General features: G+C 60.8%; 24 protein-coding genes. 10 read left to right on the forward strand and 14 right to left on the reverse strand.

From position 1 onward, the window contains the following. Nucleotides 1-17: 17 nt before the first annotated feature. The 3 genes from MESS4_RS20635 to wecB are packed head-to-tail and all read right to left on the reverse strand — an operon-like array spanning nt 18 to nt 3,302. Nucleotides 18-821: a WecB/TagA/CpsF family glycosyltransferase gene (locus MESS4_RS20635; RefSeq protein ID WP_006335142.1), complete on the reverse strand. Its 804-nt coding sequence runs from the start codon at nt 819-821 to the stop codon at nt 18-20. Then, nucleotides 818-2,155: a UDP-N-acetyl-D-mannosamine dehydrogenase gene (gene wecC, locus MESS4_RS20640; RefSeq protein ID WP_006335143.1), complete on the reverse strand. Its 1,338-nt coding sequence runs from the start codon at nt 2,153-2,155 to the stop codon at nt 818-820. The genes MESS4_RS20635 and wecC overlap by 4 nt, the downstream gene beginning before the upstream one ends. Continuing rightward, a complete protein-coding gene (gene wecB, locus MESS4_RS20645) occupies nt 2,148-3,302 on the reverse strand; it encodes a UDP-N-acetylglucosamine 2-epimerase (non-hydrolyzing) (RefSeq protein ID WP_006335144.1) in 1,155 nt (384 codons plus the stop codon). The genes wecC and wecB overlap by 8 nt, the downstream gene beginning before the upstream one ends. 503 nt (nt 3,303-3,805) lie before the next feature. Between wecB and MESS4_RS20650 the strand changes: the two genes are divergently transcribed. Beyond that, nucleotides 3,806-4,918: a hypothetical protein gene (locus MESS4_RS20650; RefSeq protein WP_244441176.1), complete on the forward strand. Its 1,113-nt coding sequence runs from the start codon at nt 3,806-3,808 to the stop codon at nt 4,916-4,918. A 123-nt stretch (nt 4,919-5,041) separates the two neighbouring features. On the opposite strand, the gene MESS4_RS20655 is transcribed toward MESS4_RS20650, so the two are convergent. After that, nucleotides 5,042-6,355, reverse strand: a complete 1,314-nt coding sequence (locus tag MESS4_RS20655) for a VpsF family polysaccharide biosynthesis protein (RefSeq protein WP_006335146.1) — start codon at nt 6,353-6,355, stop codon at nt 5,042-5,044. Between the two features lie 164 nt (nt 6,356-6,519). Between MESS4_RS20655 and MESS4_RS20660 the strand changes: the two genes are divergently transcribed. The 3 genes from MESS4_RS20660 to MESS4_RS20670 all read left to right on the forward strand — a co-directional run bounded on the left by MESS4_RS20660 (nt 6,520) and on the right by MESS4_RS20670 (nt 10,655). Further along, nucleotides 6,520-8,082, forward strand: coding sequence for a GumC family protein (locus MESS4_RS20660; RefSeq protein WP_006335147.1), 1,563 nt, complete (start codon nt 6,520-6,522; stop codon nt 8,080-8,082). Between the two features lie 8 nt (nt 8,083-8,090). After that, nucleotides 8,091-9,191: a glycosyltransferase gene (locus MESS4_RS20665; protein ID WP_006335148.1), complete on the forward strand. Its 1,101-nt coding sequence runs from the start codon at nt 8,091-8,093 to the stop codon at nt 9,189-9,191. 348 nt (nt 9,192-9,539) lie between these two features. Beyond that, nucleotides 9,540-10,655: a hypothetical protein gene (locus tag MESS4_RS20670; protein WP_006335150.1), complete on the forward strand. Its 1,116-nt coding sequence runs from the start codon at nt 9,540-9,542 to the stop codon at nt 10,653-10,655. Nucleotides 10,656-10,690: 35 nt separating this feature from the next. On the opposite strand, the gene nadE is transcribed toward MESS4_RS20670, so the two are convergent. From nadE to MESS4_RS20700, 6 genes are all read right to left on the reverse strand, one after another. Next, nucleotides 10,691-11,698, reverse strand: a complete 1,008-nt coding sequence (gene nadE, locus MESS4_RS20675) for an NAD(+) synthase (protein WP_006335151.1) — start codon at nt 11,696-11,698, stop codon at nt 10,691-10,693. Further along, nucleotides 11,695-13,242, reverse strand: a complete 1,548-nt coding sequence (locus MESS4_RS20680; RefSeq protein WP_006335152.1) for an AMP-binding protein — start codon at nt 13,240-13,242, stop codon at nt 11,695-11,697. The genes nadE and MESS4_RS20680 overlap by 4 nt, the downstream gene beginning before the upstream one ends. A gap of 23 nt (nt 13,243-13,265) precedes the next feature. Continuing rightward, a complete protein-coding gene (locus tag MESS4_RS20685; RefSeq protein WP_006335153.1) occupies nt 13,266-13,526 on the reverse strand; it encodes an acyl carrier protein in 261 nt (86 codons plus the stop codon). 23 nt (nt 13,527-13,549) lie between these two features. Further along, nucleotides 13,550-15,487: an asparagine synthase (glutamine-hydrolyzing) gene (gene asnB / locus MESS4_RS20690; protein WP_006335154.1), complete on the reverse strand. Its 1,938-nt coding sequence runs from the start codon at nt 15,485-15,487 to the stop codon at nt 13,550-13,552. A gap of 194 nt (nt 15,488-15,681) precedes the next feature. After that, nucleotides 15,682-15,951, reverse strand: coding sequence for a hypothetical protein (locus tag MESS4_RS20695; protein ID WP_036241760.1), 270 nt, complete (start codon nt 15,949-15,951; stop codon nt 15,682-15,684). After that, the gene (locus MESS4_RS20700) at nt 15,935-16,459 is read right to left on the reverse strand and encodes a hypothetical protein (RefSeq protein WP_036241783.1); all 525 of its coding nucleotides are present in this window, start codon (nt 16,457-16,459) and stop codon (nt 15,935-15,937) included. Before MESS4_RS20700 ends, MESS4_RS20695 begins: the two co-directional genes overlap by 17 nt. Before the next feature lie 349 nt (nt 16,460-16,808). Between MESS4_RS20700 and coxB the strand changes: the two genes are divergently transcribed. From coxB to MESS4_RS20730, 6 genes are all read left to right on the forward strand, one after another. After that, a complete protein-coding gene (coxB, locus tag MESS4_RS20705) occupies nt 16,809-17,693 on the forward strand; it encodes a cytochrome c oxidase subunit II (RefSeq protein WP_006335156.1) in 885 nt (294 codons plus the stop codon). A 21-nt stretch (nt 17,694-17,714) separates the two neighbouring features. Then, entirely contained in the window at nt 17,715-19,484 is a 1,770-nt protein-coding gene (gene ctaD, locus MESS4_RS20710) for a cytochrome c oxidase subunit I (RefSeq protein ID WP_006335157.1), read from the forward strand. Beyond that, a complete protein-coding gene (locus tag MESS4_RS20715) occupies nt 19,481-20,185 on the forward strand; it encodes a cytochrome c oxidase subunit 3 (protein WP_006335165.1) in 705 nt (234 codons plus the stop codon). The genes ctaD and MESS4_RS20715 overlap by 4 nt, the downstream gene beginning before the upstream one ends. Nucleotides 20,186-20,198: 13 nt before the next feature. After that, complete coding sequence (locus MESS4_RS20720) at nt 20,199-20,921, forward strand: heme-copper oxidase subunit III family protein (RefSeq protein WP_036241761.1); 723 nt, start codon at nt 20,199-20,201, stop codon at nt 20,919-20,921. A gap of 9 nt (nt 20,922-20,930) precedes the next feature. After that, on the forward strand, nt 20,931-21,329 hold the full coding sequence (locus tag MESS4_RS20725; RefSeq protein WP_006335172.1) for a cytochrome C oxidase subunit IV family protein: 399 nt from the start codon (nt 20,931-20,933) through the stop codon (nt 21,327-21,329). Nucleotides 21,330-21,516: 187 nt separating this feature from the next. Next, nucleotides 21,517-21,990, forward strand: a complete 474-nt coding sequence (locus MESS4_RS20730; RefSeq protein ID WP_006335174.1) for an aminoacyl-tRNA deacylase — start codon at nt 21,517-21,519, stop codon at nt 21,988-21,990. 57 nt (nt 21,991-22,047) lie between these two features. On the opposite strand, the gene MESS4_RS20735 is transcribed toward MESS4_RS20730, so the two are convergent. The 4 genes from MESS4_RS20735 to tig form a co-directional block, all read right to left on the reverse strand. Continuing rightward, nucleotides 22,048-22,860: a DUF2189 domain-containing protein gene (locus MESS4_RS20735; protein WP_006335176.1), complete on the reverse strand. Its 813-nt coding sequence runs from the start codon at nt 22,858-22,860 to the stop codon at nt 22,048-22,050. A gap of 314 nt (nt 22,861-23,174) precedes the next feature. Beyond that, the gene (locus MESS4_RS20740; protein WP_006335177.1) at nt 23,175-24,110 is read right to left on the reverse strand and encodes a heme o synthase; all 936 of its coding nucleotides are present in this window, start codon (nt 24,108-24,110) and stop codon (nt 23,175-23,177) included. 59 nt (nt 24,111-24,169) lie between these two features. Further along, nucleotides 24,170-24,550, reverse strand: a complete 381-nt coding sequence (locus MESS4_RS20745) for a cytochrome c family protein (protein WP_006335178.1) — start codon at nt 24,548-24,550, stop codon at nt 24,170-24,172. Nucleotides 24,551-24,815: 265 nt separating this feature from the next. Further along, on the reverse strand, nt 24,816-26,285 hold the full coding sequence (gene tig / locus MESS4_RS20750) for a trigger factor (protein WP_036241788.1): 1,470 nt from the start codon (nt 26,283-26,285) through the stop codon (nt 24,816-24,818). Between the last annotated feature and the right edge of the window lie 368 nt (nt 26,286-26,653).

Genomic DNA, 26,653 nt, shown 5'->3' on the forward strand with positions numbered 1-26,653 from the left:
CAGTCCAGGGCCGGCACTTACAAATCGACGTTTCGGCGCCCCCGACGGTCCCAGAGCTCCCGAAACAGCAGCCCTGCATAAGCAGTGTTGGTGTCGTAGTAGCGGCGCCACAGGCGTCGCGGCTCCTGTGCAACGCGAAACAACCACTCCAGACCGGCCGCCTGGATCAGTTTCGGCGCCCGGGCAACCTTACCGCCATAGACATCGAAACTACCGCCCACGCCCATGACGAAACTCGGAGCGAGTTCGTCGCGATAGCGCTTGAGAAAGCGCTCCTTGCGCGGCGTCGGCATCGCCACCAGCAGGCAATCGGCCTCCGAAGCATTGATCGCCTCGACAATTGCGGCCTCGTCTTCCGGATTGAAATAGCCATTGCGCATACCTGCGACAACGAGCCCCGGATGATCCCTGGCAAGTCGCATCCTGACCGCCTCGAGGACGGATTGTTCGGCGCCCAGGAGGAAGATCCTATAGCCACGCTTCGCGCAGAGGCCCAGCAGATTGATCATGATGTCAACGCCGGCTACCCGCTCCGGAAACTCGACGCCGCAAAGACGCGCGCCCCAAAGCACGCCGATGCCGTCTACGTTGATCACATCCGCCGTCGCAACATCCTCTTGCAATTCGGCATTCTTGCGCATGTTCACAAGCTTGGCGACATTCACGACAACATGATGCAGCGGCCGCCGCAGGGCCATCGCTTCATCGGCGATTGCCAGCGTCTCAGCCATGGTCAAGGCATGAAGCGGCGCGCCAAGGAACTCCCGGCGCCGTGAGGCCAACAAGGAATGCTGTGCCCATGCGGAGTCGTGCGCGTTCATGCTGCCTCCTCTCGGTTTGCAGAAAGTGCCAGGCGCTCGACCTGTGATTTCTTCCCCTCGATGCGGGCGTCGGGCTTGCGTGCCTTGCGCCAGGTCCACAGTCCCCTGGTGTCGACGAGCTTCTTGTCCTTGAGCGCTTCGGGATCGACCAGATTGAACTGCCGATGATCGACCAGAAGAACGACGATGTCGCATTTGTCGATGGCGGAAAGTGCGTCGGTAAAGACGATGCCCTTGCCCTCCAGCTCATGCGGCAGCGCATGGGCATTGGGTTCAGCCGCGATGATCTTCAGGTTGGGGATATCGGACAGAAGCTTCACCACTTCGACAGCCGGGCTCTCGCGCATATCGTCGATATTGGGTTTGAAGCTCAGGCCAAGGCAAGCGATCGTCTGCTTGCGGGAAGGGTCGAGCAAGGCTTGGATGTCCCTGACCACCGACAAGGGACGCTCGGAATTGATCCGGCGTGCTGAAGCTATCAGCCGCGTGCTGTTGGGCGCGGCGTCGATGATAAAATACGGATCGACCGCAATACAGTGACCGCCAACGCCAGGGCTCGGCTGGAGGATGTTGACACGGGGATGCCGGTTGGCAAGATCGATCACCTCCCAGACGTTGAGCGACAAATCCTGGCACACTGCCGCAAGCTCATTGGCGAAGGCGATATTGACGTCGCGGAATGCGTTCTCGGTCAGCTTCACCAGTTCCGCGCTTTCGGCCTGGGTCATAAACAGGTCACCGGCAACGAAGGTTGAATAAAGTGCCGCGGTCCGTTCGGATGATTTGCGGGACAGTCCGCCGATCGAACGATCGTTGTTGATCAGCTCGGTCAGTACCTTTCCCGGCAACACGCGCTCGGGTGAATAGGCGACCAGGACATTGGCCTCCTCGCCATGCGCGAGAGGAAACTTGAGATCGGGCCGCAACTCGGCAAGCAACCCCGTCATGATGCGCGTCGTGCCGACTGGCGATGTCGATTCCAGCACCACAAGGTCGCCCCGCTTCAGCACCGGGGCGATGCTTCGTGCCGCCGCAAGCACGTAGCTCACGTCCGGCTTGTGGTCTTCGGTCATCGGCGTTGGCACGGCGATGATATAGGCATCCGCCGGCCGCGGCGTGTTGAATGCCCTGAGCTTGCCGTTCGCGACGACCTTCTGGATCAAACCGTCGAGGTCCGGCTCGACGATATGGATTTCGCCGCGGTTGACCTTCTCGACCACCGCCTCGTTGACGTCGACGCCGATCACGTCGAGCCCGCGACTGGCAAAAATGGCGCAGGTCGGCAGGCCGATATAGCCCATGCCGATAACGGAAACGGTCTTGATGTCAGCCATGATGCAGCAGTTCCTCAACGATCCGGTTACCGGCCCGGCCATCGCCATATGGGTTGTGTCGTTCCGACATGCCGCGATAGGCCGCCTGGTCATCAAGCAGACTATTGGCATTGGACAGGATCTTTTCGATGTCGGTGCCGACGAGACGCGCGGTGCCCGCCACAATCCCCTCGGGTCGCTCGGTGTTCTCGCGCATCACCAGCACCGGCTTGCCGAGCGAAGGCGCTTCTTCCTGCACGCCGCCGCTATCGGTCAGCACCAGATAGCTTTGCTTCTGCAGATACAGGAACGGCAGATAGTCCTGCGGGTCGACGAGATGGATGTTCGGCACGCCTTCCAATTCCTTGTTGACCACCGAACGCACATTGGGGTTGGGATGAACCGGGTAGACGATCTGCACGTCCCCGCGCACCGCCAATCCCTTCAGCGCCGTACAGATGCGGTGGATGCCGCCGTCGAAATTTTCGCGGCGATGACCGGTGACGAGGATCATTCTCTTGGCGGGATCAAGGAAGGGAAACCGGGCGGCGAGCTTCGCGCTCATCAGCCCGTCGGCGTCGATCGCACCGGAAAAATGCAACAGCGTGTCGATCACCGTATTGCCGGTCACGAAGATGGTGTTTTCAGCCTTTCCTTCGGCGATGAGATTGTCGCGCGCCTGAACGGTCGGCGCGAAATGCCAGGTGGCGATATTGCCGGCGATCTTGCGGTTCAGTTCCTCCGGAAAGGGAGAGTTGATGTCATGGCTGCGCAATCCCGCCTCGACATGGGCAACCGGAATGCGCTTGTAGAAGGCAGCCAAAGCGGCGGTCATCGCCGTGGTCGTGTCGCCCTGTACGAGGACGATATCGGGCTTTGACTTCTCCAGCACTTCGGCCATGCCCAGGAGCACGCGCGAGGTCACGTCGAACAGCGTCTGGCCGGGTTGCATGATGTTGAGGTCGTGATGCACCGGCAGGCCGGTCAGCTCGATAACCTGGTCGACCATCTCGCGGTGCTGAGCGGTGATGCATGTTTCGGTGACAAAACCTGGATGGGCAAGCGCGGCACGCACCACCGGAAAGCATTTGAGCGCCTCTGGCCTCGTGCCGAACACGATCAGCAGTTTTTGCCTGGACGGCAATTTTGGATGTGAAAGGACGTTCATTGCTGATCCTGGTCGGCCGCAAGACCCATAGTAGCGGTAGAAAGCAGCCTCGTGGTGCCAAATCTTAATATATGATTAACAGCCAAGACCCCGTATTCTCTGCTGGTAAGCCTTGCGAAAGTCTAGGCTGATAGGTAGTCTACGAGGGTAGTCTTGAAAAAGAACATATTCGATTGAGTAATATTTTAATCATCGGCCACGCCGACGGATCTCGGCGCTGGGAAAATGAACTTCTGATGCGATTGAACGCGGCTGGTCACGTGGTTTCGAGTGGCCACGCGCAGGCGCCCGCACCAACCGCGCGCGGGCTGGACAATGTGCTTGATATCGAGGGCCGACGCTTCGGTCCCTCACTGGCAAGCCGCTCCGGGCCGTTGCCGTCTGGCGATCCAGGTCCCGTCGACCTTATAGTCGATCTTACCGCCACTGCCGCGGGACGAGGCGCGCCGGTCCTGACGCTCGAATTTTGCGGCCACAGCAGCTTTTCCACCGGTATCACCGAGATGCTGGCGAGCAGCCGATTGCCCGAACTTGCCGTTCGCCTCGATGGCGTTACCGTCGCCCGGGGACGGCCCATGCTCAGCGATCGGCTCTGGTTGTCTCGCATCTGCAACGATCTGCTCGCCGGGGCCATCTCGCTGGTTGTTCAAAGCGTCGCCCGCTTTTCCGCGGGCGAACTTGTGCCAATTGCCGACAGCCCGGCTCCGATCCTGAAGAGCGGTGGTTTTTTCCGAAACTATCTGTCCTTTTTCTGCAGAGGGCTGGTCGACCGCGCCATGCAAAAAATCAGACTTGGACGGCGTCCCTTTTATTGGCAGGTCGCCTATCGGCTGATCGACGGGCCAGGCGTAGCCGAAACCGGACAACTCGACGGTACGCCGTTCACTGTGCTTGCGGACGACGGCCAGCGATTCTACGCCGACCCGTTCGTCTTCGAGCGCGACGGCCGCCACCACCTGTTTGTCGAGGAATTTCCCTATGCCACGGGTCGCGGCGTGATTTCTGTCGCTGAACTTGGTGCCGACGGTACTTTCGGTGTGCCGAGGGTGGTGCTGGAAGCAGCGCACCATCTGTCGTATCCGCAGGTGTTCGCGCACGCTGGCGAAATTTTCATGATCCCCGAAAGCGGCGCGGCGCGCGAACTCGTGCTCTATCGTGCCGCGCAATTTCCAGATCGCTGGGTACGCGACACGGTGCTGATGACGGACAGGGATTTCAATGACGCCACGCTGCTCGAATCCGAGGGGCGCTTCTGGCTGCTGGGGACGGAGCGGTTCGGCTACGGCAGCGCGTCGGATACGATGGCCGCTTATTCCGCGCCCTCGCTGCGCGGGCCATGGGCAGCCCATGTGCTCAATCCCATCGCCATCGATCACTCGGCCACTCGACCCGGCGGCGCCTTTATCCGCCACGGCGACGCTCTGGTATTGCCAGTGCAAAACGGGTCGAGAGCCTATGGCGGCGGCCTGGGGCTGATGCGGCTGGATCGGCTTGACGATTTCGATGTCCGTTTTGCGCCACCCCGCCCGATCGGGCCGGGGCCGGCATGGGCTCGCACGGGCATCCACACGCTCAATCGCGCCGGCAATGTCGAAGTTGTGGACAGCGCCGGCTGACTGCGTCTAATGCATGTCGCGCAAAAGTGCGCGGCGGTTTTGCGATAACGACATGCATAAAAACAAGAATCTAAAGCGCGTCACATGAATCCGCTCAAACGCGACGCGCTTTAGAGGCTGCGCCTACCGGACCCGATCCAGTTTTGGCTTGGCTGCGACAGCGACCGTAGACCTGCTCTCCGGCTGGCCTGTGTAGGGCTGGTTCCTATAGGCAAGCAGCAGCACCACGATGATCGCCATCTCCGGCGTTTTTGACGAAAGCGCGTTGTTCGACAGCGCGGCAAGCAAGAACGTTATGGTGCCGATCCACGCCGGCAGCGGCGCCCCCCGCAGCAGCCGAAAAACAAACCAGAATATCAGCGCGGTAAAGAACAGGGCTATGGGCAAGCCAAAGAGCAGGGTGATGACCACCGGCGCACTTTCGATATAGGGCAGATGGAGCTTCGCTCTGACGATCGCCAGGAGGTCGTCAACGTTCATGCCAAACAGGATGTCTTTCCAGCTGACAAGTCCGAACACCTGGTAGATCGTCACCCGCGCCATGAAGTTTTCGTCAAAGATCGTATTGCTGAAGCGGTTCAGCAGCCCGCCCGAAACCAGCACGGTCACCAGCACCGCGCCAACCGCCAGAGCGAATAGCAGGACGACGGACTTGGCCTGCCGCTGGTGCTTGGGCGTCAGGCGCGGCCACGGCACGAACAGCAGCAGAATGAGGGTTTCCATGGCAGCGAGGATCAGGGCGGCACGAGCGCCTGACGCAGCACAACCGACGAGCAATACCAGGATCGCCATCACCCGCACCCATATGCGCCAATGCGTCAGCGGCACGAATCCGATTGCCGTGGCGCAGAGCGCGCCCAGTGCCAGTGGGTGCGCCGACAGGCCGGTTGGCCTGAACTGCAGTTCATTCAGGCCGTAAGGCAGAAGCCGATGTTGCGTCAGCGCTTCGATCGTGCCGATCACTGCGCTCAGGATCGCCATGCCAAGCACCACGTCGCCCAACGCCCGCCGCACATCCGCATTCAATGCCAGCATCAACAGGCCTGCGGCGCCCGCCACCAGATAGGTATCGATGATGAACCCGGAGGAGCCCGCACGGCCGGTAACGAACAGATAAGGCACCAGCGCGAAAATCAGCACCGAATAGCGCATCAACGCTTTGAATAATCCAATTTCGTCCCCCTGCAGCAGAAACGGCCGGCTGAAGAGGACGACGGGAAGCAGCAGAAAGATCGCGTAGGTGCCGAAATGCAGTTTCTCGTAGAACGAGCCGCCCTGGGCCGTATAGTCGACGACCATGTTCATTATCTGCGGCGACACCGTGAAGCGAAGCAGGAACGCGAACGCCGCGCACAGGAAAAACAGAAGCGACAGCGCGTTCTGACGGCGAGCCTGGCTGGACAACAATCGTTCCGATCCGGCGGCGGTAGAGCTCATGGCCATCCCAGCGGGTATTCAAAAGGCATTCTGGCCAACGACGTTCATTCAAGATTCAATGAACGTACCTGGCGCGTGAAATGGTAAATAAGCCAACTTGGAAAATGAGATGTTAACGATGTTTCTGTAAGCAGGGCACGCGTAACGAATAATAGGGTTGCACCATGCCTGCCGCCTCCGGCCCATCCTCCCCGTCCGCGGCGGATTCCGATATCAGCGCGCTCGAACGAATCGCCAATGCGCGGCGCAGGGCGATGCTGCAACAAGGCGCCCCAGCCACAGCACGCGCCGCCGCGCCCGTCGTGACACCGCATGCATCCGAGCCAGTCGCGACGGTGACGCTGGACAAGATCGGCGATTTCCTCGAGCTCGATTTTCGACGCCTGTTCGTCTGGCTGCGGGCCGGGCTCGCTGTGGCATGCATGCTGGCAGTTATCGGCGGCATTGTCGGCGGCGCCTACGCCCTGCTGAGCAAACAGCGCTATACCGTCACCACCGACGTCCTCATCAATCCTGCCAATTTGCAGGTTGTGGAAAACGATCTCTATTCGCAACCGGGCCAGGTCGACAGCCAAATACTCAACGCGCGCAGCAAGCAGCGCATCTTGACCTCGGGCAATGTGCTTTCCCGTGTCGTGGACGAACTCGATCTGACCAACGATCCGGAGTTTTTCGACCCGGACCGGAGCGCATCCACATCTGGCGGTGTGGCGGATGGCAGCAAGTCCGACCCGAAGCTTGTCGCCTTGAAGAACCTGGCGGAGCGGGTCGATGTCACCGCGGACCCGACGTCGTTTGTCACGACCTTGTCGGTATCGGCCGAAACCGCCGGCAAGGCGATCCTGATCTCGCAAGCCATAGTCAAGACCTTCCAGGAAGAGCTGGCCAAGGCGGAATCTGCCGGCGCCGGCCGTGCTGCGGCTGCTCTTGACAGCCGGCTCGGCGAGCTCAAAAGCGGTGTGCAAACGGCAGAGGAAAAGGTCGAGGCCTACAGGCGCAGCAATAACCTGTCCACCAGCAATGGTCAGCTTGTCAGTTCGCAAACGATGACGCAGCTCAACAGCGAAATTGTGGACGCGCAATCGCGCGTCATCGCTGCGCAATCAAGTTACGACGCCCTGATCGCCTCCGGTGTCAACGGGGCCAATCCGGACCCCACGGTTTCGGAAGCGCTCGCGGCGCTACGCGAAAAGGCAAACAGCCTGCGGCAGCAAATCGATTCACAGTCCATGACTTTCGGTCCTCGTCACCCGACGATTGTCAGGCTCAGGACGGAATTCGAAACCGTCAGTTCTCAACTCGGGGCGGAGTTCGCCCGCACCGTCGGCACGGCAAAAGCCAACCTGGACAAGGCCAAGGCTTCATTGGCTTCTCTCAGCGCTGGGATGAACGATCTGAGGGGCAACGTTTTCACCGACAGCGAGTCCGAAGTAGCCTTGCGTGAGCTTGAACGCGACGCCGCTTCGAAGAGAGCGGTCTATGAGAGCTTCCTGTCACGTGCGCGCCAAATCGCCGAGCGCGAGCAGATCGACACCACGAATGTACAGGTGATTTCGACCGCAGTACCGCCACAACGGCGCTCGTGGCCGCCGCGCACTCCCCTGGTAGCAGGCGCGGGCGCTTTCGCAGGCTTTGGCCTGGGCATGCTGCTGGCCATTGGCATGGGCATCATTCGCGACATGCGCCGGCAGCCGAACCGATCAGGCATTGCCTCCAGCCAAGCCTGAACCGAGGCATGGCGAAGCGCATCGTTTTCCATATCGCCAGCCTGAGGGGCGGCGGCGCCGAACGTGTCTTCGTCCTCATGGCAAATGAACTGGCGTCCCGCGGGCACGATGTCACACTTTTTACCTGGAACGCGGAAGGGCCTAACGCCGTGCTGCGCTCCCCTGCCGTGCATCTGGTCGATTTCGGCCTTCCCATCCGGGGTGAGGGTTACGGCAAGTTGGCAACGCTGAAAGGCCTCGTGCGAAGCGCGTGTCTGTTCAAATCGCTCGATCCCCATGCGGTCTATAGCGCTCCCGAATTCGCCAATCTGGTCGTGGCGCTGGCGCTTTCATTGGCGCGAAGCCGGGCGAGGTTCTTTCCGAGCTTCCACGCAGCCGCCTCGCTGCCTTCCGGCAGCCTCGGCGCAAGAATGGCGATCTGGCTTTCCGCGCTGGTTGCAGCGCGCGCGACCAAAGCCATCACCGTTTCGGCGGGTGTTGGCCGCGATATCATGGCCCGCGGCTTCCCCAAATCCAAGGTTGTCGTCATCAACAACCCGCTGCCGCCGGCCGCGGCGCCACAGGCATATCCCTGGCAGGCGGAATTGGCGACGATGGGCGATGGTCCGGTCATCGCCACCGCCGGACGCCTGGTGCCGGTCAAGGATCATCTGACTTTACTGCGGGCCTTCGCTCTCCTGCGCGCCAGCCGCCGCGCCCGACTTGTCATCTTCGGCGACGGTCCGCTGGCCGCCGAGTTGCGCGCCCAAGCTGAACAATCCGGTGTCCGTGCCGACGTGCTCTTTGCCGGCTATGTCAACGATCCCGCGGCCTGTTATGCCGCGGCCGATCTGTTCGTCCTTTCATCCACGAGCGAGGGCTTTGGCAATGTGTTGGTCGAAGCGATGGCTGCCGGTGTCCCCGTAGTCTCCACGGATGCGCCACACGGCCCGCGCGAAATCCTTGCCGACGGCCGTTTCGGCGCCTTGGTGCCGGTTGGCGATGCCGCTGCCTTGGCAAAGGCGATGACCGAGATGCTGGACCATCCGACCCCCGTTGCCATCCTGAAGAGCAGAGCGGCGGATTTCGAAATTGAAAAGATCGGGGATCAATACGAAGCGTTCCTCTAGCCAGGACGTGAAGCCCCTTGTCGGAATATCGGGAACTTCGCCGTTGGCAGGGCAGCAATAGCGAGGATGTGATCCGAGCCGACAAAACTCAATTCGCTACAAGAACTTTAATTTCGGTTTACCCGAAGTTGATAACAGCAAGGACCCTGGTTTCCACCCGTCAAGCAAAGGGCCTGCCTTGCTGCAGCATCACAACTCACTCGTCGGCCGCAGGAGCGAATGCAATTCGTTGATATTGCAGCGCTTTTCCTGCGAACGCCTGACGTCCGACGCGATAGCCAGTGGGGAACCCTGGGTTGCCATGGTCCGAAAGTGCGGTGGACGGGTCTCCGGCGCCGGGAGCTGGGCTTGAGTATCATTCGTGCCCTGGAAGGTGGCGACCTTCAGGCCGTCGCGGGCATGTTTCAACGCGTGCTGCGCAAGGACCGGACCGAAGCCCCGGCCTCCCTCGTCGAGTATATGAAACGGTTCTATCTGGACGCGCCCGGTGGCGGCGGCGACCTCCGGTCGCATGTCCACGTCAACGACGCCGGTCGCGTTTCCGGATTTGTCGGCGTTCATACATTGCCGATGACGTTCAACGGCCGACAACTACGCGCCGCGGCCTGCAGCTCGCTGATGGTCGAGGATCATGAGCGCGACCCCATGGCCGGTGCCCGCCTGCTGAAGGCATTCCTGGATGGTCCGCAGGACATCTCCTTCAGCGAGACGGCCAATGACATTTCCGCGAAATTGTGGACCCGGCTGCGCGGCGTGGTCCTGCCGCAATACAGCCTTGACTGGGTACGCGTAATGCGGCCGTCGACCTTCATGGTCAGCCTTCTCGCCAATCGCACCGGGCTTGCCCGGATACTCAATCCGTTTGCACATGCCTTCGACCGGTTTTACTGCAAGAGAATGCAGCACAACGAGCGGCGCTGGTCTGGCGTGGCTGCGGACGGAGCAGGCCATGGAGCATTTCGAACGGCCGACATCGACAGCGACGTATTTGCCAAACTCATCGAGCCGTTTACCGCTCACTTCGCTCTGCGCCCTGATTGGACGGAAAGCCAACTCGATCATATCTTGACCGACGCAGCGCAAAAGCCGGATCTGGGCGATCTTGTCTATGTTTCCGTGGCATCTCCGGCCGGCGCCAATGTCGGCGCTTTTGCCTATTACGCACGACCGGATAGAATCGGTCGCGTGCTGCAGATCCTCGCCCTCCCCGGCCAGGTGGGCTCAGTGATCGATTGCCTGATCGATCATGCGGCCGCGCGCCGCGTCTGCGGCCTGCGCGGCCGCATCCAACCCGCACTTCTGGAAGCAATGCTCGGAAGGCGCATAGCTTTCGTACCCGTTGCCTCGACCGTCGTGCATTCACGCGATCCCGCGCTTATGGATGCCATGAAGAACTCGCAAGTCTTCCTGAATGGGCTTGCGGGCGAGCAGTGGAGCCAGCTGATCGGTGGCCGCTTCACCTGACGAGCTGTTCAGCACGTGGCCCGGTTCGAAGCAGGTCAGGTTCCGACTTCCTTAACTTCGTCAACGAGTTGCGGGCGCAGATGGAGATAGCGCGTGGCTTTTCGCTTGGCGGTGATGTCGGCCCAGACACGCTCCACTTGCGAGGCGTCCAGTCCCGCCGCCTGTCCCACCACTTCGGCCGCCATGCCCTTGTTGAGGCCGCAAAGGCAAATATCCATGCGGTCATAGGGAAGCGAGAAGTAGAACTCCTCCTGTGTCTGCGCCAGCGAGTAGGTATCGGTGGTCGGCGGCCGGTTCAGGATTTCCTGGGGAATACCGAGATAGGCCGCCAGCGCATAGACCTGCGTTTTATAGAGATGTGCGATCGGCTTGACGTCGGCCGCGCCGTCACCGTTCTTGACGAAGAACCCCTGATCGTATTCCAGCCGGTTCGGCGTTCCAAGAACGGCGAAGTTCAGGCGATCGGCATGATAATATTCGATCTGCTTGCGGGTGCGCTGTTTCATATTGGTGGCGGCGACGATCCCGAGATAGACCGGCAGCGGCATTCTTACTTTCGTCTGCTTGCCTTCCGGATCCTGGACCACCAGCGACGAAATATTGTAGCCTTCGCTCTCAAGCGCGTTCGCGATCACGATCTTCGAGGCCCAGCCTTCGCCGTATTCCGGGACCAATTCGCGGATGAAGGCGTCGCGACGCTCATAGCAGCCCATGGCGCGCAGGGCCGGCCCGATATCCTCCACAATAGCCTCGACACCGAAAGTGTCGGCGACAAGGCGGCCAAGCCGCAGACTTTCCGGATCGGAATCGTTTTCCGGCATGAACAGGCACAATACATTCCGAGGGCCGGCGGCGCGCGCTGCCAGCGCGACCGAAACACTTGAATCGATCCCGCCCGAAAGACCGAGCGTCAGGCCCCGCTTGCGAACACCGCGCAACTGCTGGCGCAAGGCGGTCACGATCCTGTCCGTTTCGGCGGCGGGGTCGATCGCCAGAGCCTGCGCCAGAATGGTCTGCGCGTCCTCGCTCGGGCGAACACTCATTGCGCGGCCTCCATCATTTCCGCCGCAAGCCGGCGGCTGACCTTGCCCGTATCCGTCTTTGGCAATTCCGAGCGGAACTCGATGACCTTGGGAACCATGAAATCCTCGAGATGACGCGCGCAGTGGCGCATGACATCCTTTTCGCTGAGCTTTGGGTCCGAGCGTATGACGAGTGCGCCGATCGCATGCCCAAGCACCGGATCCGCCACGCCGACGACAACGGCCTCCGCGATGCCCGGATGGGCGTGAAGCACGGCTTCCACTTCCTTCGGGGCCACCTTCTCTCCGCGTGTCTTTATGATGTCGTCCTTGCGTCCGACGAAATAGAGAAAGCCGTCCTCATCGGTTCTGAACAGATCGCCGGTGTAGAGAACCTTCTCCCAGGGGTTTGGGCCCGGCCGCAGGGTGCGTTCGGTTGCAGCTTCGTTTCGCCAGTAACCCTGCATGACATGCGGCCCGCGAATGACCAACTCACCTGCTACGCCCAGCGGCACGCGTTGCCCGTGGTCGTCGACCACGAAGGCTTCGGTGTTCGGAATGGCTATTCCGACCGATCCCGGCCGGCGATCGAGCTCCTCGGGCGGTAGATAGGTGCAGCGCTTGCATTCCGTCAGGCCATACATCGAATAGAGCCTGACACTGGGAAAAAGGAAGCGCAGGCGTTCTATGTGAGCCTGCGGCAAGGCCGCCGCCGTGTTGGAAATATAGCGAAGGCTGGGCAGGAAGCCCGGCGTCAGGTCACGCATCCGCAGGATCATCGCTGCCATCGTGGGCACGAGCGGAAGACCGGTGACGCCCTCCTCGCGGATGCGTTCAAAGACCGCTTGAGGAAAAGCGAAGGACTTTTCGAGCACGAGCGTGGCGCCGAGCCTGACGGCCATCAGCAACTGGTAGAGGCCATAGTCGAAGGCAAGGGGAAGAACATTCAAAATAATGTCGTCCGGCGAGTTGCGCAGATAGGTGGTGATGGACTCCGCGGCCGCGTCGCAATTGCGGTGCGTCATCATCACGCCCTTGGGTCGGCCCGTTGAGCCCGAGGTGTAGATCAGCATGGCAAGATCGACGTCGATGCCGCGGTGATCTATCTCCCTGGCTTCGAGCGTCAGGCAGTCGGCCAGCGATGTCGCCCCTGCCGGGCATTGGTCATCGGCACCAACGGTGGAAGCCACGAAGATGCCGGTCCTGCCGCTCGATCCGCAGGCCTCGGCGACCACGGGCATCAGTTTTGCCTGCGTGAGGATCGCCGCAGCGTCGCAGTCGCCGATTATGTAGGCGAGCTTTTCGGCCTTGGTGGATGCGTTGATCGGACTGAACGTCGCCCCTGCCTTGAGGACCGCGAAAATCGAAACCGCGGCCTCCCAGCAATTGTCCATGAAGATCAGGACCCGGTCGTTGCGCCTGACGCTATTCGTAAAAAGGGCGGCGGCCAGGCGGCTGGAGAGATCGTCCAGTTCTTCGTAGCACAGCCTTTTGTCCTTGGTGATCAATGCCGTTTTGGCGGGATGGGCAGCGGCCTTGGCAGCCAGAAAATATTCGATCCGCATGAACCACTCCTCGCCGACCGCACCTACGCTGCCAGCGCCTTTGCTCGCGCATTGATGAAGGTTGAGAGGCGTTCAATCGAATCCAGATTGGCCGGCACGACGTCGGAATCGACCATCGCTATGCCGAAATCGTCCTCTATGAAAGCCACGAGTTCCAGCACGGCGGTCGAGTCGATGATGTCGTTCTCGATCAGCGAATCTGTATCCGCAAGCTGGTATGATTTGTCGCCGAACAGGAAGTTGTCGACGATAAAGGTTCTGACCTTGTCCTTGATTGTAGCCATTCTTCTTTCCTTCCCTGGGTTTCTCAGGCTGCTCGTGCTGCACCGACCTGTTGGCCGGTGAAATTCTTCTGCCACAGTTGCGTCGACAAGATGCCGACGAAGGCCGCGTTGTCGCGGAACCCGGACGCCGGCTGCGTGCGGCATTTCTCATGAAGACTTGCCACCGCCTTGGCGTTGAATAGTCCGCCGGCGGCGATGCTCGCTTCGCTCAAGGAGTCGCGGACGTAATCCAGTTCTCCGGCTCCCACGAAGGAGCGGGCGTCCGGGGCTCGGTAAGGTTGTTTGGTGCGCTCCCCGATCGCCATCGGAAGCAGGTGCCTGGTTGCCTTGCGCAGTATGTGCTTTTCGACCAATCCCTTCAGCTTCATTTCCGGCGAAAGCCTTGCCGCGAACTCCACCAAACGATGGTCGAGGAAAGGGAAACGTCCTTCGATACCATGCGCCATGGCCATGCGATCGCCTTGGCTGGAGAGGATGTACCCCGGCAGAAGGAAACGGGTCTCGAGATATTGCGCCTGATGCAGCGGGTGCCAGAGCGAAAATGCCTCGGGCAACCGGTCGGCCAACTCCTCGACCGCGTTGTAACCCTTCAACGTCGCACGCAGGTCACCTGAAAAGAAGATCTTTGCCGCCGCCGTGGTCTTGAAGCGTGGCCGATGCGAGAACAGCGGGTCATCGAGGGAAGCGCTGTCGACGCCAAAGAATGCGGACAGATACTCGACGGATTGCTGTTGCAGACCCGGCAGATAGGGATAGAGCTTGCGGAACAGCTTTGGCCTCATGCGCGATGCCGGCTGACGCGCGCAGAACCGGCGAACACGTGCCTCCTTGAAGATGTCATACCCTGCGAACACCTCGTCGGCGCCCTCGCCGGTCAGCACAACCTTCAGGCCGGCCTGGCGAACCAGGCCGGACAATTGATAGAGGGGCGCCGGCGCTGTGCGGATGATCGGCCGCTCGGTAAAGTGGATGACTTCGGGGAAGACACGGGCGATATCGCCGGCACGGCTGACTATGGCTCGATGATCAGCGCCGATTGCTAACGCCATCTCGGTCTGGAAGGCGCTTTCGTCGTGCTCGGCGCTGTCGAACGCTACAGAAAATGTCTGTAGTCTCCGAGGAGTCATGCCAGCGGCGAGCGCCGAAACAACCGATGAATCGAGCCCGCCCGAAAGATAAGAGCCGACCGGCACGTCCGCCCGCATGCGAAGCCTCACAGCATCGGTCAAAACCGCCTGCAGTTCCTCAGCCGCCTGGTCCTCGTTCGTGATCTCCGACTGCGCATCCAGATGCGGATAGTCCAGCTGCCAATAGGGTTTGACCGTGACCTGCCCCTGCGCCGCTATCATGACGCTCGCCGGCTCCAACTCGCTAATATTGCGGAAAGCCGTACGCGGGGCGATCGGCGCCCAGAGCGTAAAGATCTGGTCGAGTGCGATCGGATCGATCTCGGCCGGGATGCCGGGCACCTCGAGCAGGGCTTTGATCTCCGAGGCGAAATAAAGCACCCCGTCCTTGCTGGTGTAAAACAGCGGCCGGACACCCATCCGGTCTCGTGCAAGCACCATGCGCCGGCGCCGATTGTCCCACAGCGCGAAGGCGAAATCGCCGTTCAGCATGGACAGGCAGTCTTCGCCCATCTCGTCATAAAGCTGCAGGATGACTTCCGTGTCGCTCGACGTGCGGAAGCGCCGGCCCTTGGCCAGCAACCCTTCGCGCAGTTCCACGTAGTTGAAAATCTCGCCGTTGAACGCAATCGTCAGATCGCCGGTCACGTCCGACATCGGCTGCTGGCCATCACCAATTCCGATCACGGACAGCCGCGCATGCCCGAGCCCGGCGTCGGGCGCCACGAATTTCCCCTGCTCATCCGGTCCACGATGGGCGATCGCCGCTATCATGCGCGAGAGCAAAGCTTCCGCATCACGGATCGAACCGAAATAGCCCCCGAATCCGCACATTCCCAAGACTCATGTGAACCGCAACCACTGATATATAGCCGCGAAAATAGGCATCCGCGGTTAATCGGATATTTTCACCGAGCATGCGGTTAACAGGAAGTTAAAGACATCAATCATGGCCGTCGGGTCGTCGCCCGGCCTACCACTATCAATCGCTGCGATTGCGCCCGTGACGGCTTTGTTGCCGTCAGATTTCACTCCTCCCTGAAAGCCCGCTCGATCTGATCGGCCATGGGCTTTACGTGGTAGGACAACATCGTGCGGTTGCCGGTCGAAAAGAACACCTCGACAGGCATACCGGACGCTAAGGTCAGGCCCTTGAGCCTGGCAAGTTCTATGCGCGGCAAAACAACGTGCACGGTGTAAAAGCCGGCGCCGCTTCGCTCATCACCTTCAGCATACGGACGACTGTCGTTCCTCACGCGGCCCTGCCCGCTGCCGACCTCATCAAGGCAATTCCGCATTGCAGGTGCCGGCGATCTGGCCGACGGCCTCGTTGACGCCGGCAAGGTCGAAATCGGCCTCGCCTCGTCCCGACAACAGCCCGAACCGCCAGGACAGCAGCAACCGGTTCGCCGACACCAGTCGCTTGACGCCGTCGGCACCATCGCGAACCAGCATCCTGCCGCGCGTGCCGACCGACCAGCTTTCGCTGACCTTCTTGCCCTGGTCGGCGGTCACCGACATGGTGATCGTGCCTCTGGCGGAGACGGCATCGTTCAAATGCAGCCATTCGCTCCAGCGCGGTTCGCCGTCCTTGCGGCAAGCGATGGTCAGCACCGGGCTGTAGCTCAGGGCGCCGCCGCCGGTGATCAGCTTGTTGGTGGCATAGAGCGAGGCGGTGACCAGACCATCGCTGCCCTCGTCGAAGCGCCAATTGTCGAGCGCGGCTCCGGCCTGGGCGATGCCGCAGACCGAGGCAAGCAGCAATGCCGTGGCGATCGCGCCTCCGATACCAACCAGTAGCCTCAACGACGCCTCCAGCAATCCTGCGCTTTGCAACACAGCGCAGATAATGATCAAGGCTTCGTATCGCCAGTCGCCAGCCCTCACTTGCCCGGATGCCTGTTGCCGCGACGCCACAACGAAAAGAGGCGGCCTCAAGGGCGGCCTTTCGCGTTCGTCACAACGCCGCGTTTGTTCGGCGTCCTTGGCAACCTGTTCTTCGATGTAGCCTTTCTGGGTTCTCCCACATCATTGCTATTGCTTTTTCGGTCGACCGGAAGACCGCACTAGAATTTCGACGGCAAATCAAGCTATGATGCAATCGGCATCTACCGGGACGGCTTCGCGCCCCTTGGAATGCCGGGAGGAACGGGACATGGCCATAGCGCTTGTACTCGTTTTGATCGTTGTGGGCTCGGTGTTGTTCCACTTCCTGAGCCCATGGTGGTGGACGCCGATTGCCTCGAACTGGGACTATATCGACAACACCATCATCATTACCTTCTGGATCACCGGCGTCGTCTTCGCCGCCGTCGTCTTGTTCATGGCCTATTGCGTCTTTCGCTTCCGTCATCGGGAAGGGAACCGAGCGGCATACGAACCGGAGAGCAAACGGCTCGAATGGTGGCTGACGGTCGTCACCGCGGCCGGCGTCACCGCCTTGCTGGTTCCCGGCCTGTTCGTCTGGAGCCGCTTCGTCAATGTTCCGAGCGACGCGACCGAGGTCGAAGTCGTCGGCCAGCAATGGCAGTGGAGTTTCCGCCTGCCCGGCAAGGACGGCAAGCTCGGCACATCCGACACCCGTGACGTCACGCCTGAAAATCCGCTGGGCGTAATCGCCAGCGATCCCAATGGCCAGGACGATGTCATCGTCGAGGCGGCCGATCTGCATCTGCCGGTCGGCAAGCCGGTCAAGATGCTGCTCCGCTCGATCGATGTGCTGCATGATTTCTATGTGCCGGAATTCCGCGCCAAGATGGACATGATCCCCGGCTCGGTCACCTATTTCTGGTTCACCCCGACCAAGACCGGAACCTTCCAGGTTCTGTGCGCCGAACTTTGCGGCCAGGGACATTCCTTGATGCGTGGAGTGGTCATGGTCGACACCGAGCAGGATTATCTGGCCTGGCTCGGTGAGCAGCAGACTTTCGCGCAATTGTCGGCGCCCCAGCAAACGGGTTCGGCGGACCAGACACCGGAGAAGACGATCGCGTCAGGTCTGGAAATTGCAGCAAAGCTCGAAACGGTCGGGTCTCGCTGAAAAGGGCACGGAGGTGTTCCTATGGTCGATGTCACGCCTGCAGATGCCATCCCGCCGGCCGAAGTCGCGGAAATGGAACTCTACCATCCTCACAGTTGGTGGACGAAATACGTCTTCTCGCAGGATGCCAAGGTCATCGCCATTCAATATTCGGCGACGGCGACGGCGATCGGCATGGTCGCGCTGGTGCTGTCCTGGCTGATGCGGCTGCAGCTCGGCTTCCCCGGCACGTTCGACTTCATCACCCCGGAAGCCTACTACCAGTTCATCACCATGCACGGCATGATCATGGTGATCTACCTGCTTACCGCCCTCTTCCTGGGCGGCTTCGGCAACTATCTGATCCCGCTGATGGTCGGCGCTCGCGACATGGTTTTCCCCTATGTCAACATGCTGAGCTACTGGATCTATCTGCTCGCCGTGCTGGTTCTGGTGTCGAGCTTCTTTGCGCCCGGCGGGCCGACCGGCGCCGGCTGGACGCTTTACCCGCCGCAGGCCATCATGACCGGCACGCCGGGTGGCCAGGACTGGGGCATCATCCTGATGCTCGTCTCGCTGATCCTGTTCATCATCGGCTTCACGATGGGCGGCCTGAACTACGTCGTGACGGTGCTGCAGGGCCGCACGCGCGGCATGACGCTGATGCGCCTGCCGCTGACTGTCTGGGGCATCTTCACCGCGACCGTCATGGCGCTGCTTGCCTTCCCGGCGCTGTTCGTCGCCTGCGTGATGATGCTGTTCGACCGTGTGCTCGGCACCTCCTTCTTCATGCCGGCGATCGTCGAGATGGGCGAACAATTGCAGCACGGCGGCGGCAGCCCGATCCTGTTTCAGCACCTGTTCTGGTTCTTCGGCCATCCCGAGGTCTACATCGTCGCGCTGCCGGCCTTCGGCATCGTATCCGACCTGATCAGCACCCATGCGCGCAAGAACATCTTCGGCTACCGGATGATGGTCTGGGCCATCATCGGCATCGGCGCGCTGAGCTTCGTGGTCTGGGCGCACCACATGTATGTCAGCGGCATGAATCCTTACTTCGGTTTCTTCTTCGCCACCACGACGCTGATCATCGCCATTCCGACCGCCATCAAGGTCTACAATTGGGTGCTGACGCTGTGGCGCGGCGATATCCACCTCACCATTCCGATGCTTTTTGCCATGGCCTTCATCGTCACCTTCGTCAATGGCGGGTTGACCGGATTGTTCCTCGGCAACGTCGTCGTCGACGTTCCGCTCTCGGACACGATGTTCGTCGTCGCCCATTTCCACATGGTCATGGGCGTCGCCCCGATCCTCGTGATTTTCGGCGCGATCTACCATTGGTACCCGAAGGTCACCGGCCGGATGCTGAACGAGACGCTCGGCCGGTTCCATTTCTGGGTCACCTTCCTCGGCGCCTATCTGATTTTCTTCCCCATGCACTATCTCGGCCTGATGGGCGTGCCGCGGCGCTACAACGAACTGACCGACATGACCGTCATGACGGAGTCGGCGAATCATCTGAATTCGTTCATCTCCATCATGGCGTTCCTCGTCGGCTTTGCGCAGATCGTATTCCTGTTCAATCTGATCTGGAGCATTCGCCATGGCCGGGAGGCCGGCGGCAATCCGTGGCGCGCGACGACGCTCGAATGGCAGACGCCGCAGACGCCACCGGCCCATGGCAATTTCGGCAAGGAACTGCCGATCGTCTATCGCTGGGCCTACGATTACAGCGTGCCGGGCGCCAAGGAGGACTTCATCCCGCAAAACGTGCCGGGGTCCTTCGGTCTTTCCAAGGAACCGACATGAGCGTCATTCTGGTTTTCCTGCTCGTGATCGCCGGCTTTGCCGGATGGTGGCTCTCCCATCAGCGGCTGATGACGAAGCCTTGGCTGGAGCAAGGTGTGATCGGGGACGCTGTCGGCATGGAAGGCTCGGCGCTGCCGACCGCCAAGATCGGCCTCGGCGTCTTCCTCGCCGTCGTCGGCTGCCTGTTCGCGCTGTTCGCCAGCGCCTACTTCATGCGCATGGCGCTGTCGGACTGGCAGCCGCTACCCGTCCCGCGCCTGCTCTGGTTCAACACCGGGGTGCTGGTGCTGAGCAGCATTGCGCTGCAATGCGCCTCTGTCGCTGCGCGCAAGGGCCAGATCGCCACGGTCAGGCTCGGCCTTGCCACGGCTGGGCTCACGGCCCTCGCCTTCCTGATCGGGCAGCTCATCGCATGGCGCGACCTGACTGCCGACGGCTACCTGCTGGCCTCAAATCCGGCCAACAGCTTCTTCTACCTGATCACCGGAATGCATGGCCTGCACATACTGGGAGGGTTGGTGGGCCTGGGCAGGACAATCGCCGGCGCCTGGAACGGCGCACGGCCGGAGCGGCTTTGCCTTAGCGTCGAGTTGTGCGCCATGTACTGGCATTTCCTGCTTTTCGTCTGGCTCGGCATCTTCGCTCTTCTGAACGGCTGGGCCGCGGCGTTCATCGACATTTGCCGGCAGTTGCTGACCTAGGAGGATGAGGCCGATGGCAGAGACAGCACTGACGCATACCGGCCAAACGGACCCGCGGCCCGCCGGCTGGCAAGGCATCGCCGCCGACTGGTCGTCGGATCAGCGCGCGTTCAAGAACGTGTCCTGGGGCAAGGCCATGATGTGGATCTTCCTGCTCAGCGACACCTTCGTCTTCGGCTGCTTCCTGCTCTCCTACATGACCGCGCGCATGTCTACACAAGTGCCCTGGCCCAATCCGAGCGAGGTCTTTGCCCTTCAGATCGGCGGCTCGGACGTCCCGCTGATCCTTATCGCCATCATGACCTTCGTGCTGATCTCGAGCAGCGGAACGATGGCCATGGCGGTCAATTTCGGCTATCGCCGCGATCGCCGCAAGACGGCAATCCTGATGCTTCTGACCGCGGCACTCGGCGCGACATTCGTCGGCATGCAAGCCTTCGAATGGACCAAGCTGATCACCGAAGGGGTGCGGCCGTGGGGCAATCCCTGGGGCGCCGCGCAGTTCGGCTCGTCCTTCTTCATGATCACCGGCTTCCACGGCACGCATGTGACGTTCGGCGTGATCTTCCTGATCATCGTGGCGCGAAAGGTCTGGCGCGGGGATTACGAAACCGGGCGGCCCGGCTTCTTCACCAGCCGCAAGGGCAACTACGAGAACGTCGAGATCATGGGGCTCTACTGGCACTTCGTCGATCTGGTCTGGGTGTTCATTTTCGCATTCTTCTATCTCTGGTGAGAGGCAGATATGGCTGAAGCAACCGCAAACGGCCTGGGGCAACATGCACTTCACGCTGCGCATGAAGCACCAGCGACCGGAGTCGCCGATGCGGACGTCCATCAGGAGCATCCGATCAAGCTCTATCTGGTGGTCTGGGCATGGCTGTTCATCCTCAGCGCCTGCTCCTACATGGTCGATTATTTCGGCGTCCACGGTTATCTCAGATGGTCGCTGATCCTGATCTTCATGATGCTCAAGGCAGGGCTGATCGTCGCCGTTTTCATGCACATGGCCTGGGAGCGGCTGGCGCTGACATATGCGATCATCCTGCCGCCGGTGCTGGTGCTGGTGTTCGTGGCAATGATGGTCTTCGAAGCGGATTACACGCTTCTCACGCGGATGTCGTTCTTCGGCCCCGGCCCCTGACGCGCTACCCGGTTCCGGCCTGTGTCGGCGCTCCAGTCAGGCGCCGAAAAGTATCGTTTGCTGCCCGACTGCCCTCGCCTTGAAACAATCGGCGGCTGATCCATTTTGTTCGTATCGGAAACGGCGGCAGGAGAATGATCGCCTCGTTTCCGCAATGCGTCGCTAACTCCAGCAAGGGACGCCAAAGATGACCATCGCAACCAGACTGAAGGACTTTATCGACGAAAAGGGCATTTCCTACGACACCGTCGAACACCACCGCACGTCCACGAGCAGACAGTCCGCCATTGCCGCGCATGTGCCGGGCAGCATAATGGCCAAATCTGTGGTCGTTCACCATGAACTCGGCTATGCGCTGGCCGTGGTTCCCAGCACCCACAGGATCGAACTCGGTGCGTTGCAGAGCATCATGGACAAGCGTCTTGGCCTCGCCTCCGAAGACGAGGTGGTTTTGCTCTTCCAGGATTGCGACACCGGCGCCATTCCGCCGATCGGCGCGGCCTACGACGTGCCGGTGATCCTCGACGAAAGCCTCGGCGATGCCGCCGACATCTATTTCGAAGGTGGCGACCACAGGACGCTGGTGCATGTCAGCGGCAAGGATTTCCGCAACCTGACCATGGATGCACGCCAGGCCCGCTTCAGCCACCCGGCCTACTGAACGCTCTGACCAACCTGCCGCACCGGCGCTCTCGCCGATGCGGCAAGGCAGGACTTTTCAGCTCGCCGGTCTGGCGGGGGGCTCCACGACCTTGCGGTAGACGTGCCAGGTGGCGTGACCGAGGATCGGCAGCACCACCGCCAGCCCTGCGAAAACCGGCACCGAGCCGATGATCAGGGCGACGGCGACGATCAGTCCCCAGAAGGCCATGGTGATCGGGTTCGCGAGCACTGCCCGCACCGAGGTGTGGATGGCTTCGTAGGCGCCGACGTCGCGGTCGAGCAACAATGGGAAGGCGACGACCGTTGTGCACAACACCACCACGGCGAAGACGAAGCCGATGGCGTGCCCGAGGATAATCAGCGTCCAGCCGCGTCCGGTGGCGAATATCCCATTGATGAAGCCCGATATCGATTCCGGCGGCGCCGGGCCAAAGAGATATTGATAGAACATCTGCGCCGTCAAAAGCCAGGTGATGAAGATCGCAAACAGCATGATTCCAACCGCGGCAATCGCCGGCAACGCCGGAGAGTGCCTGACCTCGAAAGCGTGCCGCCAGGACGTATCGAGCCCGGCCTCCCGCCTGCGGCTTATCTCATAGAGGCCGATCGCCGCGAACGGACCGATCAGCGCAAAGCCGGACACCAGCGGAAACAGCAGCGGCAATGCGTTGGCGCCCGATGTCCAGGCGGCAAGCACAACGCCAACGAGCGGATAGATCAGGCAGAGAAAGACGATGTGCGATGGTTTGACCATGAAATCGTCGACGCCACGCCTGAGCGCGTCGAAAAGGTCGGAAACACCGATTTTTCGAATTTTTGTATGCTCCAGCGTCTCGCTGGCGCCTGCTATCACGTGAAAGCTTGCCATGACCATTTCTCCAGACCAGGTCCGGTAGGATCGCGGTTTCACGGTGCTGCCGTTCAGCGTGACTGGCCACGCAAAACCGCGACCGCACCATGATCAACATACTCTCTTGCCGGAGATTTGTCGCCCTTTGTCAGAGAGGGTTGATGCCTTCAGGCTAGCTCTGGAGGCCTTTCTTCGATATTCTTCACGGGTCGAAGGTAGAATTCATGGACGGAAAGACTGTTCTCATAATGGGCCTCGGCATCGTTATTCTGCTGCTGCTGGGATTCTGTGCGCTGCCAATATGACGTATTCCGAGACCGCTGGTCGTGCGGTCAATTTCCGGCAGACATGACCGCGCGCATCGCAATGGTGTCGGCAAGCAGCAAGGCGAAGATCGCGAAAAGATAGAAAATCGAATAGGCAAACAGCGCCTTGGCGAGTTTCATCTCCTGGTCGGGAATGACCAGAAGCTTCCAGGCGTGCCAGATGAAACCCGCGCCCAAAGCAGCCGAAACGATCCCGTAGAATCCGCTCGCGAATCCGAGCGCCCAGGGGAGCACGGCGACTGGCGCCAGAAGCAGCGAATAGGCAAGGATTTGTTTTCTGGTCGAAGCCTCTCCGGCGACGTTCGGCATCATGGGGATACCGGCGGTGGCGTAATCACCGACCTTGAACAGCGCGAGCGCCCAGAAATGCGGCGGCGTCCACAGGAAAATGATCAGAAACAGAATGCAGCTTTCAATCCCGATGCCGCCGGTGGCCGCGGCCCACCCGATGACCGGAGGAAGGGCGCCCGCGGCGCCGCCAATGACGATATTCTGCGGCGTCGAGCGCTTCAGCCACATCGTATAGATGACGACATAGAAGAAGATGGTGAAGGCCAGCAGCGATGCGGCAAGCCAGTCCACCAGCACGCCGAGCGTCATGATCGAAAGTGCGGAAAGCACCAGGCCGAAGCCGAGAGCTTCGCCTGGCGTGACGCGGCCTGACGGGATCGGCCGCTTTGACGTGCGCGACATCAACGCGTCGATATCGGCGTCGTACCACATGTTGAGCGCGCCGGCCGCTCCTGCTCCAACGGCAATTGCGCCGATTGCAACCAAGGCTATGACCGGATTCATCGCATCCGGCGCCACCATCAGCCCGACGAAAGCGGTAAAGACAGCAAGGGCCATGACCCGTGGTTTCAGAAGCGCGAAAAAATCCGCGGCCGTCGCTTCCGAGAGGCGGATGCCGGTATCGTTGAGGCGGCTTTCCCTAGTCGACATTTCAGGCGACCACCGATGGAGACAGGCAACCTGGCGGGTTGAACGACGAAAGAGCCAAGTTACTTTGAGAATTGCTTGAGATAGGCGATGACATTAGCGACGTCTTCGTCCTTCTTGAGGCCGGGAAACGCCATCTTCGAACCTTTGACCATGGCCTTGGGATCTTTAAGATAGGTCGTCAGCGTGGGCTCGTCCCATACAATGCCCGATTTGCCGGCCGCCACCATGGCTTCAGAATATTTGAAATCCGGATGCGTGCCGGCCGTCCGGCCAATGACGCCGTTCAGTGATGGACCGACCTTGTTCTTGTCCTCGTCTGCGATGTGGCAGACCTTGCATTTGGTGAAGACCTTCTCACCCGCCGCGGCATCCTGTGCCTGACATTGGCCCGTGATGAAGGTCGCAACGGACACGACGGCGAAAAACGCAATTGCGCGCATGGCATCTCCTCACTGATCGCCAATATGCCTAGGACGATCCGCGCGTACCGATGCTTGAGCCGGCATGCGCCTTGCTCGACGAAGCGGAATATCCGCTTCTCCTCCCTGTAATTGCGGCACCTATATACCACAGAATCTGGCCGTCAGATAGCAGAAGTCAATCATGCCGTGTGATTTCAGTGATTTACCGAAGGCGCCACAGCATCGACGACAACAAAAAAGCCGCCTCAAGGGCGGCCTTTCGCGTTCGTCGCAATGCTGCGTTTTATTCGTCGTCCTTGGCGGCCTTCTTCTTCGGCGCGGCCTTCTTCTTGGGCTCTTCCGCGTCGTCGGTCTTGGCCTCAGCCTTCTTGGCAGCCGCTTTCTTCGCCGGCTTCGCCTTGGCGGTGTCGTCATCCTCGTCGTCGGCCATCAGCTCTTCCTTGCTGACCTTGACGTCGGCGACCGAGATCTGGCCGAGCAGATGGTCGACGACCTTCTCCTCGAACATCGGCGCGCGCAGCGTGTTCAGCGCCTCGGGGTTGCCGCGGTAGAATTCGAAGGCTTCCTGCTGCTGGTTGGCCGGATAGCGGCGCACCTGCTCGAACAGGCCGCGCTGCAATTCCTCGTCCGACACGGTGACGCCGGCCTTCTCGCCGATTTCGGCCAGAACCAGGCCGAGCCGCACGCGGCGTTCGGCAAGGCGCATATATTCGGCGCGCGCCTCGTCTTCCGTCGTCTCCTCGTCGGCGAAGCTGCGGCCGGCGGCTTCGAGATCGCGGGTGACCTGGTTCCAGATGTTGGAGAACTCGGCCTCGACGAGCTTCGACGGCGCCTCGAACGAATAGGCCGCGTCGAGCTGGTCGAGCAGCTGGCGCTTGACCTTCTGGCGCGTCATCGAACCGAACTGGTTCTCGATCTGGGTGCGCACCACTTCACGCAGGCGCTCGAGCGACTCCAGGCCGAGATTCTTGGCCGTTTCGTCGTTGATCTCCAGCGCGCCGGGCTCGGAGACTTCCTTGACGGTGACGTCGAAGGTGGCTTCCTTGCCGGCAAGATGCGCCGCCTGGTAGTTTTCCGGGAAGGTGACGGTGACCTGCTTCTCGTCGCCGGCCTTGGCGCCGATGAGCTGATCCTCGAAGCCCGGGATGAATTCCTTGGAGCCAAGCACCAGCGGCTGGTCGGTGCCGGCGCCGCCATTGAAGGCCTCGCCGTCGATCTTGCCGACATAGTCGATCGTCACGCGGTCGCCCTCGGCCGCCTTGCCGGTCTTCGGCTCGTAGCTGCGCGCCGATTCGGCGACGCGCTGGACCTGCTCGTCGATTTCTGAATCCGGCACGTCGAAAACCTGGCGCGTCACCTTGATGTCGGAGAAATCCTTGATCTCGATCGCCGGGATGATCTCGTAGTTCAGGCGGAACTCGAAGTCGGCGCCGCCGGCCAGGATCTTCTCGGCTTCCTTCTCGTCCTCGGTCATGATCACTTCGGGCTGCATGGCGGCCTTTTCGCCGCGCCCGGTGATGATCGAACGGGTCGAATCATTGAGGATCTCGTTGACCACTTCGGCCATGAACGACTTGCCGTAGACCTTGCGCAGGTGCTGCACCGGCACCTTGCCGGGACGGAAGCCGTTGATGCGGACCTTGTTCCTGGCGTCGGAAAGCCGCGCCATCAGCTTGGCTTCCATGTCACCGGCCGGCACGGTGATCTTGATCTCGCGCTTGAGACCGGAGTTGAGCGTTTCGGTGACCTGCATCATAAAACCTTTGTTTCCACCAATGAGACCGCCAAACGGCTCCTGCCGTTTACTGCCTGCCGGTATGATCTTGCCGGGAATGGCTTTTGGTGCGGAACTTCAGGGTTTGCCCGCCCAACGCGGCTCAAATCCTCCAGAAATACGCTCCAAAATGTGAATAAGTCTTTGTTTTTCCTACTTCTTATCACATTCAGCAGAAGCGGATCGTCGCGTCCCGTCACATTCGACACGCCTTTTGTCACAGGCGCGGCCGATTTTCAACCATCTTCGCATCCACAGCGCCGCGCGTCCTCTTGGACGCGCAAAGGACGCCGTAGCACCCTGATTTTGGCGCATGACCCTTCCCGAAAATCGATTTTTCGATTTTC

Origin of the sequence: Mesorhizobium sp. STM 4661 (assembly GCF_000359125.1) — a bacterium.
Lineage (GTDB): Bacteria > Pseudomonadota > Alphaproteobacteria > Rhizobiales > Rhizobiaceae > Mesorhizobium.

What these genes read in the sequence shown, in the direction of transcription:
- MESS4_RS20635 (WP_006335142.1), bottom strand. Translation starts at nt 821, where the DNA reads ATGAACGCGCACGACTCCGCATGGGCACAGCATTCCTTGTTGGCCTCA.
- wecC (WP_006335143.1), bottom strand. Translation starts at nt 2,155, where the DNA reads ATGGCTGACATCAAGACCGTTTCCGTTATCGGCATGGGCTATATCGGC.
- wecB (WP_006335144.1), bottom strand. Translation starts at nt 3,302, where the DNA reads ATGAACGTCCTTTCACATCCAAAATTGCCGTCCAGGCAAAAACTGCTG.
- MESS4_RS20650 (WP_244441176.1), top strand. Translation starts at nt 3,806, where the DNA reads ATGCTGGCGAGCAGCCGATTGCCCGAACTTGCCGTTCGCCTCGATGGC.
- MESS4_RS20655 (WP_006335146.1), bottom strand. Translation starts at nt 6,355, where the DNA reads ATGAGCTCTACCGCCGCCGGATCGGAACGATTGTTGTCCAGCCAGGCT.
- MESS4_RS20660 (WP_006335147.1), top strand. Translation starts at nt 6,520, where the DNA reads ATGCCTGCCGCCTCCGGCCCATCCTCCCCGTCCGCGGCGGATTCCGAT.
- MESS4_RS20665 (WP_006335148.1), top strand. Translation starts at nt 8,091, where the DNA reads ATGGCGAAGCGCATCGTTTTCCATATCGCCAGCCTGAGGGGCGGCGGC.
- nadE (WP_006335151.1), bottom strand. Translation starts at nt 11,698, where the DNA reads ATGAGTGTTCGCCCGAGCGAGGACGCGCAGACCATTCTGGCGCAGGCT.
- MESS4_RS20680 (WP_006335152.1), bottom strand. Translation starts at nt 13,242, where the DNA reads ATGCGGATCGAATATTTTCTGGCTGCCAAGGCCGCTGCCCATCCCGCC.
- MESS4_RS20685 (WP_006335153.1), bottom strand. Translation starts at nt 13,526, where the DNA reads ATGGCTACAATCAAGGACAAGGTCAGAACCTTTATCGTCGACAACTTC.
- asnB (WP_006335154.1), bottom strand. Translation starts at nt 15,487, where the DNA reads ATGTGCGGATTCGGGGGCTATTTCGGTTCGATCCGTGATGCGGAAGCT.
- MESS4_RS20695 (WP_036241760.1), bottom strand. Translation starts at nt 15,951, where the DNA reads ATGCGGAATTGCCTTGATGAGGTCGGCAGCGGGCAGGGCCGCGTGAGG.
- coxB (WP_006335156.1), top strand. Translation starts at nt 16,809, where the DNA reads ATGGCCATAGCGCTTGTACTCGTTTTGATCGTTGTGGGCTCGGTGTTG.
- ctaD (WP_006335157.1), top strand. Translation starts at nt 17,715, where the DNA reads ATGGTCGATGTCACGCCTGCAGATGCCATCCCGCCGGCCGAAGTCGCG.
- MESS4_RS20715 (WP_006335165.1), top strand. Translation starts at nt 19,481, where the DNA reads ATGAGCGTCATTCTGGTTTTCCTGCTCGTGATCGCCGGCTTTGCCGGA.
- MESS4_RS20720 (WP_036241761.1), top strand. Translation starts at nt 20,199, where the DNA reads ATGGCAGAGACAGCACTGACGCATACCGGCCAAACGGACCCGCGGCCC.
- MESS4_RS20725 (WP_006335172.1), top strand. Translation starts at nt 20,931, where the DNA reads ATGGCTGAAGCAACCGCAAACGGCCTGGGGCAACATGCACTTCACGCT.
- MESS4_RS20730 (WP_006335174.1), top strand. Translation starts at nt 21,517, where the DNA reads ATGACCATCGCAACCAGACTGAAGGACTTTATCGACGAAAAGGGCATT.
- MESS4_RS20735 (WP_006335176.1), bottom strand. Translation starts at nt 22,860, where the DNA reads ATGGCAAGCTTTCACGTGATAGCAGGCGCCAGCGAGACGCTGGAGCAT.
- MESS4_RS20740 (WP_006335177.1), bottom strand. Translation starts at nt 24,110, where the DNA reads ATGTCGACTAGGGAAAGCCGCCTCAACGATACCGGCATCCGCCTCTCG.
- MESS4_RS20745 (WP_006335178.1), bottom strand. Translation starts at nt 24,550, where the DNA reads ATGCGCGCAATTGCGTTTTTCGCCGTCGTGTCCGTTGCGACCTTCATC.
- tig (WP_036241788.1), bottom strand. Translation starts at nt 26,285, where the DNA reads ATGCAGGTCACCGAAACGCTCAACTCCGGTCTCAAGCGCGAGATCAAG.